Below are 16,746 nucleotides of genomic sequence, written 5' to 3' on the forward strand. Positions count from 1 at the left end.
AGAGGTTGTTCAACTGAGTAGCTGAACAACCTCTATGTGGAATGTGTTGATTTGCTGAGATTTAACTTACTCCTGCACCTGCATTGATCAGGCTTTCCGGTTGTACAAAATGAAGTTTTCCTGCAGCATCTTCTGCCATCAGAATCATACCATTACTCTCGATGCCTCTCATTTTTCTGGGAGCCAGATTGGCTACTACAACTACCTGTTTGCCGATAATTTCTTCCGGTTTGAAATGTAAGGCAATTCCACTGACAATAGTTCTTGTCTCCGTACCCATATCAATGGAAAGCTTTAATAGTTTATCTGCTTTCTCTACTTTTTCTGCTGTCAAAATGGTTCCAACTTTCAAATCGATTTTTGCAAAATCATCAAATTGGATAATTTCTTTTGCGGGCTTTTCCGGAGCAGCAGGGGCTGCAGTTTCGGGTGAAGTTGCCTGCGTTGCTGTAGGCGTACTATTGTTTTTTAACTTATCTATCTGGTCCTGTATTTCCATATCTTCAATTTTTCTGAATAATAATTCGGGTGGGCGCAGGCTATACCCTACGCTCAATAATTTTAAGGAACCGGCATTCTCCCATTCCAGTAATTTGTCCACCACTTTCATCAGGTAGATCATTTTCTGAGAAGTATTGGGTAGGAATGGATGTGCCAGAATGGCCAGGTTGGCGCATAATTGCAAACAATAATGTATGCAATTGTCAATTTCAGGTTGGGCGCTGCTGCCGGCTTTCGCTTTAATCCAGGGTTCTTTTTCCTGCATATAACGATTCCCTTTTCTGGCAAGGTCAATCAGTTCAAACTGCGCTTCCCGGAATTTATATCCTTCCAGCAGAGTTTCCATTTTTTCTTTGGAAGCCCTGATCGCATTCGCAAGATCATGGTCTTTTTCATCCAGGATTGCTGCATGAACAGGTGGTACTTTTCCTCCCGTCAGTTTGTGCATCAGTACAAAGGTTCTGTTGACAAAATTTCCAAAAATAGCAACCAGTTCACTGTTAACGGCATCCTGAAAACCTTTCCAGGTAAACTCGCTGTCCTTTGTTTCAGGGGCTATCTGGGTGAGATAATAACGTAAGGCATCGACCATTTGCGGTCCGCCATTTTCTTTTTTGACGAAATCGTCGATATAGTCCTGCATGTCCAGCTTCCAATTTCTGCTGGTACTCATTTTGTCGCCTTCCAGATTCAGGAATTCATTGCTGGGTACATTTTCGGGAAGGATATTTCCATGCAGTTTCAACATTACCGGAAAAATGATAGCATGAAATACAATATTATCTTTTCCTATAAAATGTACCAGCTTGGTGTCCTTGCTGTACCAATAGGGTTTCCAGTCTTTTTGATGTTGTTTTGCCCAGCTACGGGTAGCACTGATATATCCGATGGGTGCATCAAACCAAACATATAAAACCTTTCCTTTGGCTTCCGCCAGCGGTACCTCTATACCCCAATCCAGATCACGGGTAACGGCACGGGCCAGCAATCCGCCATCTATCCAGCTTTTACACTGCCCCAACACATTTGCTCTCCAATCATCTTTATGTTCTTCGAGTATCCATTGACGTAAAAAAGCTTCGTGGCGGTTAAGTGGAAGATACCAATGGGTTGTTTTTTTCTTAATCGGAACTGCACCACTAAGAGTGCTTACCGGATTGATCAGTTCATCCGGACTCAACGCTGTTCCGCATTTCTCGCACTGATCTCCATAAGCTCCATTGAAACCGCAATTCGGACAGGTCCCTTTTATATATCGATCTGCAAGAAAAGTAGCGGCCTGTTCATCGTAGTATTGCTCTGTCTCCTTTGTTTCAAGTTCACCGGCATCATGAAGTGCTGTAAAAAACTCACGCGATGTTTCATGGTGAATGGGAGCACTGGTACGGTCGTAGATATCAAAGGCGATACTAAGATCGGCAAAATTTTGCTTGATGATTTCATGGTATTTATCAATAATTGCCTGTGGTGTGGTGCCTTCCTTCATCGCCTGAATTGGGATGGCTGTACCATGTTCATCACTTCCACAAACAAACACCACATCCCGTTTTTTTGCCTTCAGGTAACGTACATAGATATCCGCAGGCAGGTAGGCACCTGCCAGATGGCCAATATGCTTCAGGCCATTGGCATAGGGCAGGGCTGCCGTAATCAGGTATCTTTTTGGTTCTTGCATGATTCCTCTCTTTAATATGTCCCGGCCAAAGCCGATAGGGCGCAAAAATACGGAAAGGCAGCCAACCTTAGGACGGAATCCCGCATCTCAAATAGGTAAAGCGAATATCTTTAAGGTATGGAGCGACAAGATTTTTTAAAGCATATAACAGCCCTTGCCATTGGATCCGGACTTCCTTTCGATGGTTTTTCTGCCGGAAATGAAGAGTTGACGGCCTCTCAGCCTCCTTTTCTAAAACAAGGAGACCGAATCGCGATTACTTCTCCGGCTGGTTATATAACCAGGGAAGAAATCGCCCCTGCCATCCAGCAATTGGAAGCATGGGGACTTCAGGTACAGCTAGGTTCAACAATTGGAAAACGGGACGGTACTTTTGGCGGAACCGATCTGGAAAGAACTGCTGACCTGCAGGAATTGATTAATGATCAATCTGTAAAAGCAATATTATGCGCTAGAGGAGGATATGGACTGATCCGGATTATTGATGCTGTGAACTTTCAACCCCTGCGCAGGAATCCAAAATGGATGATTGGATTCAGTGATGTAACCGTTTTACACGCCCATCTATTTCGGAAAACCGGACTTGCTTCCATCCATTCCAAAATGTGCAATAGTTTCCCGGATGACTGGTTTAAAGCGGATGAATTGCAGCGGGCAACCATTCTTTCCATCCGTGACCTGCTTTTTGGCAAACCGATGCAGTTTGAATTTGCTTCCTCCGCATTTAATAAATTCGGAAGAGGCGTAGGTCAACTGGTAGGGGGGAATTGTAAAACCATTGAATCGATTGCAGGCTCTGCCTCCGATCTTCATACCCGGGGAAAAATCCTTTTTCTGGAAGATACCGGTGAATACCTGTACAGCATCGACCGGATGTTCTGGAATATTAAAAGAAGTGGGAAGCTGGAACACCTGGCCGGCTTGATTATTGGTGGATTCAAACACAAACCTTCTGAAAACCCGGCAGAAGAATTTGGAAAAAACCTGCAGCAGATTGTTTTGGAAAAATTGGGTGATTGTCCCTATCCCGTTTGTTTTGATTTTCCAGTGGGACATCAAAAAAATAATTTTGCACTTAAATGTGGAGCACTCGTTCAATTGGACGTAAATGCCGAAAAGGTGCGCTTAACCGAATTAAATCAATCAGCATGATGAGTTTCCTTCTTTGGATCCTACTTTTTGTTTTGTGCTGGCCGCTGGCCTTGCTGGCACTGGTGCTTTATCCGATTTTCTGGCTGCTGGTATTTCCTTTTCGAATTCTGGGATTTGCAGTAGACGGGGTACTTGAATTAATAAAAGGAATTTTCCTCTTACCGGGCCGTTTGTTAAAACGAATTTAACAATTCACTTGCAAATATGGAAAAGCGCCATTATTTTGGAGGCTTAATTCTGCTCCATGAAATCCATAAGCCTATTCCTTTTTTTGTCTTTTTTCCTAATTACTTCCTCCTTTGCCCAGCTTCCTGATAGTATCCAGGTAAAGATTGATTCAATTAATAAATCACTGAGTTATAAAACCGGAACGATTGAACTTGAATCAGGCAATGCAAGCTTAAAGGTTCCGGCAGGCTTCAAATACCTCGATCGTACTGAAAGCCGTTATGTATTGGAAGATCTTTGGGGTAATCCGGAAGATACTAGTATTCTCGGGATGCTGGTTCCTGAAAAAGGTGGCATTGTTGGTCCGGGTTCATGGGCTTTTACCATCAGTTTTGACCCAATGGGTTATGTAAAAGACAGTGATGCGGAAGATATTGATTACAATGATTTATTAACCGAACAACAGGAAGAAGCGAAAGCTGCCAATGAACAGCGGCTAAGCGCGGGATATCAAGCTGTGGAATTGATAGGTTGGGCTTCCCGTCCCTATTATGATCAGAAAAATAAAACCCTGCATTGGGCAAAAGAGCTGGAATTTGGTGGGGATAGTATTCATACACTCAATTATAATCTGCGTATTCTTGGCAGAAAAGGAATCTTCCTTATAAATGCAGTAGCAGGAATGGAAGATTTACCACAGGTACAGGCCAATATCAATCAGGTATTAGTCAGTATTGATTTCAAAGAAGGACATCGTTATGCTGATTTCGATTCCAATGTGGATGATGTGGCTGCCTGGACGGTAGGTGGACTGGTAGCTGGGAAGGTATTGGCAAAAGCCGGCTTTTTTGCCATCCTGCTTAAGTTTTGGAAACTGATTGCGCTGGGAGTTATCGGCGCTGGAGGTGCTGTCTGGAATTTTATCAGAAGAAAAAAAGAATCAACCGGAGAGCCATTTGCCGAAACAACTACCCCGACTGATCCACATGTTTAAAAAGCAAAGCTCGGATAGGGTTCATTACTGGTATCGAGCAGCCTGGGAAACAGGCGGGGGAGTTCGTAACAGGATTTCCTGTAGTGGAACCGGAATATGGATCCCGGCCTCTTTGAATTGCAAATCAATCTGCTGAATTATGTGGCTTTTTACCTCTCCTGCAGAACGTAAATCATTCAACCAGAAAAATAACTCCAGTTAAATACTGCTTGCTGCGAAATCACGGGCCAGTACAACTGCAGGTGGTGCAAGGGCGATTCTGTTATCAGTTCTCAGAATGGAATAAATAATATCCTGCGCGTTTGTCAGATCAGTGCCATAAGCAACACTAATTACCAGGCTGATTCGCTTTCTGTTTCTGCTCATGGTCCAATTCACCAGATGTTGGCTCAGCAGGTCGCCGTTTGGAATAATTAAACTGGCCCCATCTGAAGTAAGCACCACACTGGATCGGAATCCGATTGATTTCATGGTGCCGGTTTTCCCATCCACTTCTATAATATCACCTACATTTACCGGTTTTTCAAATGCAATGATCAGTCCGCTTACCAGATTATTTACCAGTGATTGCAAACCTAATCCAATTCCTACGCCAAGCGCTCCGATAATGAGCGTGATTCTGTCCAAAGGAATGCCGGCAGCAGCAATTGCCAGAAATAATCCGGAACTAATTATAATGATTCGTATCAGCAATAACCAGCTACCTACCTCCACCTTTCCTTTTCTTGAGGAACTGGTGTGGGTGGGATCAGGTTCTGCAGCGAAATAGGAAATCAGTCTGGAAAGAAATAAGGAGCAGATCAGGATTAAGGCAAAAATAAATATGCCATTAATACTGAAACTGTAATCACCCAGTTTTCGCTCTTCGTTTAGAAAATTATTGAGCGGTACTGCAATCTTCCTGAAAGCATAAAAATGTCTGCCCATTAAAATGCCCCATCCAACAATCAGGAAAACATAAAAAATCGATGGTGCTTTATCACCAACTTTTTCAAAGTTGATGTAAAATAATTTTTTATCGGGGTGTTGATAAATTTGAGAGGCAATACTGAGTCCTTCATTTACGAGCCGAACGGTCCATAAAAACAGAATGGCAATTATTAATCCCGTGTATCCGATTATTAAAAATGTTTTTGACAAATTATATCTGCCAAATAGATTAAATAAAGCGGAGAGCAAGGCTATAAATGTAAATATTCCAACGAAATACAGAATTTTTTTCTCCCTTAGAACGGTACGATGGCTGTTTTGGAGAATGTAGGTCCCATATACAAATCCGAATACCTGCATAGCCAGCATTACCCAGCGCTCTATGCGGGATGCCTGTAAGAACATATTGCTTAATCCCGCAAGAAAGAATACAAAAACCATAATCAGCCAGAAGCGCATCCAGAATCCGGTAATATACCGGTAGAATAAAATGGAAAGACTAATGGCAGAAAGAACCCAGAGGAAAAAACTGAATATAAAGGGCGGATCAAGAAAAATAAATTGGAAAACAGAGCTGGTAATTATAAAAGCACCAATTATAGGGAAGCGAACCACCAATTGTCCATCAAAATTCGGCTGTAATGTATTTTCTGTTTTTAGCCGGTGTTTGAGAGAGTGCAGAAAGAAAGATACTGTACCTAACAGAAATAAAAATAAGGATAGCCTGCCTTTATTGTCAGTAAGGTAAAATTGAAAAGCTAGCAGTTCTTTTTTTCTGGATATTTTTATAATTTCTGTGATTGGTCGTTTGTTCTTTGGCTTTTCCCATAGGTTGGGAAATTCCCGGTTTCCCAGATGGATGGCTAAATCATTGTTGAGCTTTTCAATTTCGTTTCTGGCTGTATGAACTTCGTACAAAAAGAGGTCAACATCCTGCAACAGGCGTTGAACATCCGCTACCGATTTTGTTGTTAAGGTGTCCAACGGTCCAACTTCCTTCATAATGGAAATCATTGTCTTGAAATAATTGATTACTTCCAGCGAATCTGATGGGAAAACATAAACGATGGAATCACTGGATAGAGAATCTATTCGAAAACGGAAACCTGATAGGGTAGTAAAGTAGTTGTCGAGTGTTTCCCTGTGTTTCTCCAGGCTCAATGAAATCTGTTCCAGGATGGCATCTGAAACTGCCAAATTTCGCTGGGTATGGTGAGTTCCCTGGTTTTTAAAAACACCATCAACAACAAGTTCAAAAGAAGACTTACTTCGGTTTAGATCATGGACAATATGGGATGTATCGAGCGATTGCTTTATAAACAAACCGGCTCTTTGCATTTCAAGTCGAATAGATTCCAAAAGAGCTCGCTTGCGCAGGTCAATTTTGCTTTTTTCAAACTTAGCAATACTGTTTTGTGCCTCCTTTCTTCCTATTTCCTGAATCTGTTGAACAAAAGGAACCGGAATCTGATTAGTGTCTTTTTTTTGACGCTGGCTGTCGGCCGTTTGTGAAAATGCAGAAAAGCTGACAGCCATTATTACTAATATGCCGACAGCTATTCTGGTCTGTTTTTTAATTATTGATAAATGCAATATAAAAAATTGATTCATTTTTAATTACTTCGAATAAAGCGGGCATCTTTTAAGCAGGTATTCCAAAGTTGATTTGTAGGCATCCTGTGTGTTCCAGAAAGATCGTTATTCCTGGCTATATACTCTAGTGCCCTTATCATTATAGATGCATAAATTCAGACTTGTTTCGAAATTTTGGGTATTAGTGGAAACAACTGGCCGGGTAGTTTTTTCATTGCTTTTATATTGATTATTTTATCATTGTATTTGCGCGAAAAGGTGGTATTGGCGTTACCGGATGTAATGCTGGTTTGTGCGCCTTTATTGGTAATCCGGCTGCTTATATTGCTTTGTTTTTCTTTTACGATTGATAGTGCTGATATGCGGTAACCTAAAAATAGTTTAAAAAATATTCGGGAATTCCCGTTTATAACATGCGAATTTTCCTGTTCGTAAGAAGATGTAAAGGCGCTTGTGTAAAAGCCTCCAAAAATTCGTTCGCCATTGTATCCCAAGCCTGCCCTGGCATCTACCCGAACGATCAGGTCACGCTGACGGCTGTTGATTGTTGAATTGTTTGCGTTTCTTGTTGTAAAATTCATAAACAAAAATCCGGCGGCCGGAGTTAGCCCGAGTGCTACATTGAAATTCTTCTTCATTATAAAATTATGATAGTAACCTGCACCTGCCAGTAATTCCAGATTGCGGGCTTTCTGTGAAGATTGGTTAGGCGTTTCCAATCGGGTGCGGTCATCCGTCAGATAGTATCGATAATGAATTTGAGGAATGAAACTGCCGGCACTTTTTAGTTGGCGTTCTGATTGGGTAGATATTGCATTTAAGGAAAAATTCCGGTTGCACTTATAGCCGGTTGTTCCCTGAAAACCTTTGTACAACAGGTTGGGGAATTGTATATAGAGGTCACCTTCCTGCCAACCCGGTGTAAAATCACTGGTATTATCGAGGTAGTATCCTTTGGTACGGCCATAGGATAACTCCTGCAGCCAATGATCCAAATAGAGGTTCAGTCCAAAACCCAGACTCTTGGTTTTGCCTTTTTCGTCAGTGTCTGAATTATTGGGAAAAAACCGGGGTGTAAACCGAAAGGTGGCGGAAATAAATGAATAGTTAATGCTTATTGTTGTTATCGTTGCAGCATTGGGATTGATCTGATATCTTATATCTCCGGAATACACGGAAAAGGTTTCCAAATCACTGGTTAGTGCTAGTTTAAGCGTAATAAAATCACTCATGGTTTCTATATACTGCTGTTTACTGCCAAGCTTAATTGAACGAGTATCCTGCGCATGAAGGCAGAGGGAGAATAGCAGAATAAGTCCTGCTGCCCATAAATAAGATGTAAATCGAACGAAAGACATTTGGCTGATTTGATGTTATACTTCAGCTGCCTTAACGTCTTACAATAATACGTTATGTGATTTAATTCAGCCTCAATTTTGTCTTTATTATCTTTGTAGAATGTCTATAAGTTCAGCTAGCGATTTAATTGGAATGCAGGCAGCCAGTTCTGCTGTTGCCATTACCCTCAAAAAAATGAGAGAATACGCCCGTCCGGGTATGAGTTGTAAGGAACTGGATGACTATGGTGGAAGCCTGTTAGAAAGTTTCGGAGCCAATCCCGCACCAAGTAAAACCTATGGTTTTCCGGGAAATACCTGTATCAGTGTAAATCATGAAGTGGCACATGGTATTCCAAGGAAGGATAAAATGCTGGCAGCCGGAGACCTGGTTAATATTGATGTATCTGCAGAATTAAATGGATACTGGTCTGATAATGGCGGCTCTTTCGTTTTGGGTGAAGATGTATCCGGTCATGCAAAATTGGTGAATGCATCACGTAGCATTCTGTTGAATGCCATTCATTATATTAAGCCCGGAATGAAAGTGGCTGAATTAGGTCGTTTTATTGAGTTGTCTGCAAAGAAAGAAGGGTATAAGGTAATCCGAAACCTCACGGGACACGGAATAGGCAGGAGTCTTCATGAATATCCGCATTCCATCGCTAATTTTTTTGATCCCTATAACCGTGACCGCTTCAAAAAAAATATGGTGATAGCTGTTGAAACCTTTATCTCAACCGGTGCGAGAAATGCAAAAGAATTAAATGATGGCTGGACCCTGGTAACCGGTGATGAAAGTTTTGTTGCCCAGCATGAACATACCATTGTAATTACAGAAAAAGCACCCTTAATATTAACTGCTGCCAATGACATTTAGCGGCGTTTTCCCCGCTTCGCCAGGCGACTGATTACTGTGTCAAGCTTTACCTGCTGGGTGTCATTGCAGATGGCTCTCACTCTTCTGAAATGCTGGTAATTATTTAAACTTACCTGCTTTTCATATCCGGCCATTTTTGTTGCAATTTCCTCAATGAGTGAATCGGGCTGGGGCTCCAGTTTCATGTTCCGGTACAAGGCTTCTCTGTTCGAACGGATGGAATCATACATTTCCCGGTTCTTTTTATTAACCGTTTCCCATAAATCGCGGAACTGGTTTTTTTGAGTACTGTCAAATCCTATTTCTTTTGCCATATACTCAACCGGCGACCATTCATTTTTACCCGAACCTTTTCTTTTATCTTCTTTGCCAAAAAAATATACGCCCAGTAAAACCAGGTTGCTGATTAAAAGGACGGCAATGACAATAATGAGCGTTTTGTTTTGCATACTCAATCAGGGTTGATTAATTCCATTCTCCAGAATATTGGAGGGCTGGAAACTGTAATCCTGCGCCAGTGTTACCAACTGATCGTTCAGCTCATCTGCACTGGAATTATTGCTGGTAATAGTCAGAATATTTAAAAGAATCACCACCGCAACCAATCCAATAGCTACCATTGGCTTTGAAAGAAAATTTGCCAGCCAGCTCCATGCTGTTCTTTCCTGATCAAGCTTCACTCTGATCCGGGTATACAGATGCGGATTGGCACTGGCACTTTCCAGTCCATCCAGGCTTCGGAGTGCCTGCTCCACCTTCTCCTGTATCTCTTTTTTTCTATTCATGTTTGTGTGTTTGGTAATAGTTGGTCAATGTTTTTTGGAGGTTGGATTTTGCCCTGTTTAATAATGCTTCCACTGCTCCGTCTGTCGTTTCCATCACCTGTGCAATTTCCTTCAAAGCCAATCCTTCTATCTTCTGCAAACTGTAGGCCACCTGTTGTTGTTCCGGTAACTTTTTTATAGCCCTGAACAAAACCTGCGCTTCCTGTTTTTTTTCCATTTGAACACCGGGATGAATAAAGTCTCCCGGGTCTGATTCTCCATTTTCGTCCGAACCTAAAATGGGCGTCATCCAACCAAACCGTTTCTTTCGTTTCTTTTTTCGGATCGCATCCAGCGACTGATGCACGGCTATTTTATACAACCAGGTCTGAATGCTGGATTCCTCCCTGAACCGGTGGATCGTTTTCCAGGCAATAATAAATACTTCCTGGGTTATATCCTCTGCATCCTGTTCCTGCTGTACAAGCCCGAGTGCCGTATTGTAGATCCTGTCTTTCCAGTCCTCCACCAACTGGCAGAAAGCCGCTTCTTCTCCCTGCCGGAGCCGCTCTATAAATCGGGGATCAGTCACACTCTGATGGTTTCTTGCTTGCTGCTTTTGATCCCAATTTACTGGTTAATTCATAGAATCGCCAAATCCTCCCATGCCGGTATTGCCAAGATAGGCTCCCGGAGGGCCACCCGGACCGCCAAATCCACCACCTGGTCCCCAGGGACCCTGGCGACGCTGTGGTGCCGGAGCTTTTCCAAAATTCTTGATTCTATAGGAAAAGGTCAGCATAAAATACTGGGTCAGTACCTGCGTCTGGTTGTCTTCAATATAGTTGGCTGCAACGGTTCTGCTGATACTTCTGTTCTGTTTCAATAAATCAAATACGGAGAGTCTTAATTCACCTTTTTGGTCTTTCAGGAATTTTTTACCAATCCCCATATTCCACAGCCAGAAATTCTGATTGAAAGCCGCCGTTAATCCACGGTATAACTGGTTATTGATATCGGTGTTAAAAATCCATCCGTTTTTGCTCAACAGGTTCAGACCTAATCCGGCCGACTGACTGAAATAATTGTTATTGAGAGATTGCTGAAAACTATTCTTTACCGTACTGTAATTCGCATTATAATTCAGGTTGAAATCTACATACTCACTGATGTTACTTGCGATGATCATGCCACCATTCCAGGTAGTATTTTTTGCGATGTTTGAAATATTGTTGATAATGCCCGGTGTCTTGGAAAAATTACCTCCCACATTAAAGGTCAGGTTTGATTTGATGGCCTTAAATGGAAAGGAATAGGTGAACATTGTATTCGTTGACCAATATCCATTCAGGTTAACGGGTTTGGATAACTGAGCACCTTTTCTTAGAGTAACGGTCGGTGTTAGCACTGAATCCTCAAATGCGGTATAAGTGGCATTGGTGATATAATCGTCTGCCTGGTTCATGAAGAAATTAATGAAAAAGCTATTGCCTTTCCGACTATTGGTATAGGTATAGCGGCCACCCAGCCTGTTTGCGACCGATTGTTCCAGTTCCGGATTACCCGTATTCATAAATAACTGATTGGTATTGTTGATTACATTCTGCAGTTGATTCACAGATGGGTTGTTGGTACTGCTCCTGTAAAAAATTCGGATATTACTTTTGTCGCCGATTTTTTTTCTGAAAAAAGCATTCGGAAGGAGATTGCTGAATGTTTTCTTCAGATTGCCGGTCTGCGGATAGGTCTGATTGTTATCAAGGGTTGTATGCTGGGCATCAATTCCGATATTAAGGTTCATATTTCGATCTCCGATCCGATAAGTGATACCTCCGCGATGCGTTGTAATTTCATTTATAAAGACATTGGATAAACTGGTATCCAGTATGCTGAATTTGTCGGTACTATTATCAAAACCCAAGGTACGTTGATCTGCATCATTTTTAGAGAAGGAAGGGTTGTAGTTAAATTGCAATTGTCCTCTTTTACCAATGGGTTCGGTATAGGAAATATTAGCTGATATGGATTGGCTCTTAGTGTCAGACAATTGCTGCTGAAGCAGCGAGTCGTTATTGATGACTCCACCTTTGTAAAAAGTAGAAATTGCCGTAACATCCTTCTGGCTGTTCCGGTCATTAAAACCAGTTGTTAATCCAACCGAGACCGATCTTCCTTTTTTGCCAAAGGAATGGCGATATAAGAAAGTGTTATTAAAATTGTACCCACTGCCGGTGGTTCTGTTCCGGTTCTCCGTTTCGCTGATCAGTTCCTGATTTTGCTGGCGCTGTATTCCAAGAATATTGTTCTGGATATCATTTTGCTGATAACTGAAGCTTGGAATAATCAGGAGTGTATTATTGGAGTCGATTTTATATTCCATTCGCATATTAATGCGATGGTTGGTGTTCTTATTCTCACTCAGCGATTCTTCTCTATATAAAGAGCTGCTGTCTGGAGTAATAAATTGTTCCCTGTTGGAACTGGAATTGTTTTCATTATTGGAATTATTAAAGAAATAACTGCCACTTACATTAAAGTTTTTGCCCCATAGATCACTGAAATTAACACCTATCGCATTGGTTTTGGTGATTCCATTGGCGCCCTGCACCTGGAAGTTTCCTCCACCGCCACGGCCTGCACCACCACCCCGGCCACTACCACCTCCGGAAAGCCCAAGCATATCGGAACTGGAGAAATTCTGTTGATTGATATTATTGAAAAGTCCTACAATGGAGACCCTTCTTTCTTTTTTGAAAAAATTTACTGCACCACCTGCCTGGTAACGACTATCCGTTCCATAACCTCCATAAATCCGTCCAAACTGTCCGGCTCTTCTGTCTTCTCTTGTTACTATATTGATGGCTTTATATCCCTGCCCGTCATCAAAACCGGTTAGCTGTGCCTGATCGCTCAAACGGTCAAATACCTGAATTTTGTCTACCACATCGGCTGGCAGGTTACGAAGTGCTGCAGTAGCATCATCCCCAAAAAATTCACGGCCATCCACGGTTACTTTACGAACCTGCTCCCCCTGTGCCTTTACCTGTCCGTTTTCAATAGAAACACCGGGCATTTTTTTAACCAGGTCTTCCACATTGGCATCTGGATTCACCTTAAACTGGCTGGCATTAAATTGTACGGTATCGCCTTTTTGCTGTGCAGGAGGAGTTGTTGCTTTTACGATAACTTCTTCCAGTGCTTTATCTCCTTTTCCTAAGCGGATGGTACCCAGGTTGGTTTCACCTCCCTGCAGTGTCACCAGCTTTTCATAAGCTGCAAAACCTACAAAGGATACATAAATTTTGTAGGATCCATTGGGTACTTCAGCCAGACTAAAACCACCTGTTTTGTCTGTAACTGCATTCCTGCTGAAATTGGTATTACGAATTTGCACAGTTGCCCCTGTAAGCGGAGCTTTGGCGGTGCTGTCTTCAATTTTACCGGTAATGCGGTTTTGCGCAAACACCGTGCTTCCTAATCCGAGGGCTAAAACGAGTCCGAGAAAATACTTCATATTAATAGGTCTGTGAAGTATTAGACGTCGCAGTTGCAAAAATCCTACGGTTATTCTTCGATTTTTTTCAATGCTTTTCCAGTTTTGGGCTCCAACATGCGCTGTGAACTGTATATGCCGGTATGTCCGCTGAAATAATATGCAGTAAAACAAGCGATTGCATAAAACAGAAAATGATCTCCTCCGAACAGCTCAATTCCCATAATTGTGCAGGCAATGGGCGTATTGGTGGCAGCTGCAAATACTGCAATAAAGCCCAGTCCGGCCATCAGGTCAATAGGAGCACCCAAAAAAATAGCCAGGGTGTTTCCCAATGTAGCACCTATAAAAAAGAGGGGAGTAACTTCGCCACCTTTAAAACCCATGCCAATGGTTATTGCCGTAAATAATAATTTCCAGGCAAAGCTGAAATCATCTGATCCACCCATGCTGAAGGCAGAGCTTATGGTTACAACTGAGGGGTCTGCATTCCAAACGCCCAATCCCAGGTAATCGGAATTGCCGGGGATTATGCTCAGTCCAATAATCAGGATTCCGCCAACCATGGGAATCAGCCAGGCCCTTCCCAATAGAAGAGTAGCCATGTTTTTTATCTGGTTCGTCAGTTTGCTGAAGCAGGCACTTACCAGTCCGGCTGCCAATCCCAATACTATTACCTTGGCTAAAAGCAGCCCCGATGGCAACCAGTTGGTTATATCCGTGATCCGCATGTTTACCGGCACAATGGTATAGCTAACATGCCCAACACCCAGGAACTGACAGGTAATATCTGCCAGAAAACTTGCTATCAGGCAGGGCAGGAGTGCGGTATGAAGGATCTGTCCCAGTAGCAATACTTCCAGGGCAAATAAGGCCCCGGTTACAGGGGTTCCGAAAACTGCGCCAAAACCGGCGGCCATTCCGCATAAGAGCAGGGTCTTGCGATCCTGGCTATCCAGTTTGAATGGTTTGGCCAGGGAGTCTGCAATACTGCCTCCCATCTGTACGGCTGTTCCTTCTCTTCCGGCTGATCCACCAAATAAATGGGTGATTAAGGTTGCAATTAATACCAGTGGAGCCAGTCTTAGTGGAACCCCGGCCCCTGGTTCATGAATTTCATCCAGAATAAGATTATTGCCTTTTTCAGTTCGTTTTCCGGCAAGATCATATAGAAAATATATCAATACACCTGCTGCCGGTAAAAACGCCAGTAGCCAGGGGTACTTTAATCGCACCAGTGTTAATTCATCCAGCGACCAGAGAAAAAATGCAACAAGGCTTCCTATCAGGATGGCCAGGGGAATGGCCAGAAGGGTCCAGCGTATAAGAAACCAGGTGATGCCTATTTGTTCGAATGATGCAAAACGTTTCTTCATGCGGTGTTCGTCTAGACGGTCATAATCAAAGTTTGCTCCGAATATAACGCAATTTCCCTGGCATATCCATAGAGTGAATTATATTTGAGCCCTTTCGCTAACCGGAAATCAATTGATATGATTCTACCTCCTTACCTTAAAAAAGGCGATACAATCGGACTTGTTTGTCCCGCTGGATTTATGGCTCCTGAAAAATGGCAAACCTGTGCACAAAAACTGCAGGACTGGGGCTTTCAGGTGCAATTGGGAGCTACGATGAATAGTAGTTCCGCAACCTATTTTTCCGGAACAGATGAGGAGCGCCTGAAGGATTTACAGGGTATGCTGGATGATGAAAAAATAAAAGCGATTGTCTGCGGAAGAGGCGGATATGGAATGGGCCGAATCATTGATCAGCTAGATTTTAAAAAATTTCTGCGCTCACCAAAATGGATCGCTGGTTTCAGTGATATTACCGTGTTGCTTGCGCATTTGAATCGGGTATATAAAGTTGCCAGTCTGCATGCCCCCATGGCAGCTGCGTTTAATGATGGGGGTGATGAAAATAAATATGTCCAATCGCTCAGGGTTGCATTGTTGGGTAAGAAGGCCCTATATTCAACACCACCTCATAGTTTTAACAGGCTGGGTTCTGCAATTGGCCGCCTGGTGGGAGGCAATTTAAGTTTGGTTGCTCATCTAATTGGAACGCCGTCTTCTTATAAAACTAAAGGAAGAATTCTATTCCTGGAGGATGTAGGGGAACAGCTGTATAATATTGACCGTATGTTTCATCAGCTGAAAAGATCGGGGATGCTGGATGGACTTGCCGGATTGGTTCTCGGAGGCTTTACGCAAAATAAGGATACGGACCGGCCATTCGGTCAAACAGTTGAAGAAATCCTGCGGTATGTCCTGAAGGATGCCGATTATCCGGTTTGTTATGGTTTTCCCGTCAGCCATGAAAAGGAGAATTTTGCTTTAAAAGTTGGCGCAAAATTCAGGTTGAAAATAAGTCTTGATGAGGTGTTGTTGGAGGAAACGGATTAATCAATTGCATCCACCGGCCAACAGGTCATTGATTTTATTGAGTTTAACCTGATAAGTGGTGCCGGTACTGTCAGTTGATGGCTGAAGTTCAATAGCCGCTCTTAGGTATATGCCCTTGGCCAGTTCAGCTTTCTGCTTTATTAAATTTCGCTCTGCATCTTTAAGCCCCTTGTCATCCAGAACACCCCAGGCCTGCTCCTGACCGCAGAGTTGAAAATTTGCTTTTTTAGCTTCCATTTTGAATAACCCGCTGGCAATAAATGGCAGGCTTAATAGATTTGCAGGAAGGGTTGCTTTATCCAGGCTATAATCCAATCCGGACACAATCTCGGTTCCGTCATTATCCAGTTGCAGTATCCGGTCTTCCAGAATTTTAAAACGGATTACACTGTCTGATTCAAATTGCAACAAAAGCTGATCTCCTTCTCTGCTATATTTTCCAATCCTCCCAAAGGGAATTGCTTGTTCGGACAGATATAGCTCCGTCAGAAAATAGGTGCTGTCATCCAGTATGGCTAATCCGGTTAGAATACCCTCACAGCTGGCACATGGTAAGGTATCCGTATAATAGCCGGCTAATTCATTTAATGAAATGGCCAGTTTGGTTTCCGGTACCGTGATATCCGTGGTTACTTCTATTCCATCGTTGCAGGCAAAACAACCATAGGTGAGGGTTGCTAAAAGCAGTTTACGAAGCATTAGCTGGATTTTGGCTCAATATACTGAAAAAAGCCACCCGCATAGGCAGGTGGCTTTATCGTGCTTACTACCAACCAGTGACTAAACCGAAGCACTGGCAGATAGGGTGGTGCATTCAACCCATAAATTAAGCATTTCATCTGATTATTCAGATT

At 42.6% G+C, this 16,746-nt stretch carries 15 protein-coding genes; 5 read left to right on the plus strand and 10 right to left on the minus strand.

Going from position 1 to position 16,746, the window contains the following annotated elements; genetic code table 11:
• Nucleotides 1-61: 61 nt before the first annotated feature.
• A complete protein-coding gene (gene metG / locus B2746_RS15400) occupies nt 62-2,176 on the minus strand; it encodes a methionine--tRNA ligase (protein ID WP_290795660.1) in 2,115 nt (704 codons plus the stop codon).
• Nucleotides 2,177-2,293: 117 nt separating this feature from the next.
• On the opposite strand from metG, the gene B2746_RS15405 reads away from it, so the two are divergent.
• Genes B2746_RS15405 through B2746_RS15415 form a run of 3 tightly spaced genes read left to right on the plus strand, consistent with a single transcriptional unit; the run spans nt 2,294 to nt 4,490 of the window.
• Complete coding sequence (locus tag B2746_RS15405; protein ID WP_290795663.1) at nt 2,294-3,328, plus strand: S66 peptidase family protein; 1,035 nt, start codon at nt 2,294-2,296, stop codon at nt 3,326-3,328.
• Entirely contained in the window at nt 3,325-3,516 is a 192-nt protein-coding gene (locus B2746_RS15410) for a hypothetical protein (protein ID WP_290795665.1), read from the plus strand. The genes B2746_RS15405 and B2746_RS15410 overlap by 4 nt, the downstream gene beginning before the upstream one ends.
• Before the next feature lie 56 nt (nt 3,517-3,572).
• Nucleotides 3,573-4,490: a DUF2167 domain-containing protein gene (locus B2746_RS15415; protein ID WP_290795667.1), complete on the plus strand. Its 918-nt coding sequence runs from the start codon at nt 3,573-3,575 to the stop codon at nt 4,488-4,490.
• Nucleotides 4,491-4,688: 198 nt separating this feature from the next.
• Here the strand turns inward: B2746_RS15415 and B2746_RS15420 are convergent, their stop codons facing one another.
• Nucleotides 4,689-6,956, minus strand: a complete 2,268-nt coding sequence (locus B2746_RS15420) for a mechanosensitive ion channel domain-containing protein (RefSeq protein WP_290795669.1) — start codon at nt 6,954-6,956, stop codon at nt 4,689-4,691.
• 212 nt (nt 6,957-7,168) lie between these two features.
• Nucleotides 7,169-8,371 (minus strand): DUF4421 family protein, encoded by a 1,203-nt coding sequence (locus tag B2746_RS15425; protein WP_290795671.1) that lies wholly within the window; start codon nt 8,369-8,371, stop codon nt 7,169-7,171.
• A 100-nt stretch (nt 8,372-8,471) separates the two neighbouring features.
• Here B2746_RS15425 and map point away from each other — a divergent pair, with 100 nt between their 5' ends.
• Complete coding sequence (gene map / locus B2746_RS15430; RefSeq protein ID WP_290795673.1) at nt 8,472-9,230, plus strand: type I methionyl aminopeptidase; 759 nt, start codon at nt 8,472-8,474, stop codon at nt 9,228-9,230.
• Here the strand turns inward: map and B2746_RS15435 are convergent.
• Genes B2746_RS15435 through B2746_RS15455 form a run of 5 tightly spaced genes read right to left on the minus strand, consistent with a single transcriptional unit; the run spans nt 9,227 to nt 14,863 of the window.
• Nucleotides 9,227-9,679 (minus strand): Spy/CpxP family protein refolding chaperone, encoded by a 453-nt coding sequence (locus B2746_RS15435; protein ID WP_290795675.1) that lies wholly within the window; start codon nt 9,677-9,679, stop codon nt 9,227-9,229. The two genes, map and B2746_RS15435, sit on opposite strands and share 4 nt — an antisense overlap.
• Nucleotides 9,680-9,685: 6 nt before the next feature.
• Entirely contained in the window at nt 9,686-10,015 is a 330-nt protein-coding gene (locus B2746_RS15440) for a hypothetical protein (protein WP_290795676.1), read from the minus strand.
• Nucleotides 10,008-10,586, minus strand: coding sequence for an RNA polymerase sigma factor (locus B2746_RS15445; protein ID WP_290795679.1), 579 nt, complete (start codon nt 10,584-10,586; stop codon nt 10,008-10,010). Before B2746_RS15445 ends, B2746_RS15440 begins: the two co-directional genes overlap by 8 nt.
• 45 nt (nt 10,587-10,631) lie before the next feature.
• The gene (locus B2746_RS15450; RefSeq protein ID WP_290795681.1) at nt 10,632-13,508 is read right to left on the minus strand and encodes a TonB-dependent receptor; all 2,877 of its coding nucleotides are present in this window, start codon (nt 13,506-13,508) and stop codon (nt 10,632-10,634) included.
• Between the two features lie 50 nt (nt 13,509-13,558).
• Complete coding sequence (locus B2746_RS15455; protein WP_290795682.1) at nt 13,559-14,863, minus strand: voltage-gated chloride channel family protein; 1,305 nt, start codon at nt 14,861-14,863, stop codon at nt 13,559-13,561.
• Nucleotides 14,864-14,980: 117 nt separating this feature from the next.
• Here B2746_RS15455 and B2746_RS15460 point away from each other — a divergent pair, with 117 nt between their 5' ends.
• Entirely contained in the window at nt 14,981-15,892 is a 912-nt protein-coding gene (locus B2746_RS15460) for a S66 peptidase family protein (protein WP_290795684.1), read from the plus strand.
• Here B2746_RS15460 and B2746_RS15465 read toward each other — a convergent pair whose 3' ends face one another.
• Together B2746_RS15465 and B2746_RS15470 are read right to left on the minus strand one after the other, a co-directional pair.
• Nucleotides 15,893-16,591, minus strand: coding sequence for a copper resistance protein NlpE (locus B2746_RS15465; RefSeq protein ID WP_290795686.1), 699 nt, complete (start codon nt 16,589-16,591; stop codon nt 15,893-15,895).
• Entirely contained in the window at nt 16,591-16,731 is a 141-nt protein-coding gene (locus tag B2746_RS15470; RefSeq protein ID WP_290795688.1) for a hypothetical protein, read from the minus strand. Before B2746_RS15470 ends, B2746_RS15465 begins: the two co-directional genes overlap by 1 nt.
• Between the last annotated feature and the right edge of the window lie 15 nt (nt 16,732-16,746).

The sequence above is a fragment of the Flavihumibacter sp. UBA7668 genome (genome assembly GCF_002483205.1).
GTDB lineage: Bacteria > Bacteroidota > Bacteroidia > Chitinophagales > Chitinophagaceae > Flavihumibacter.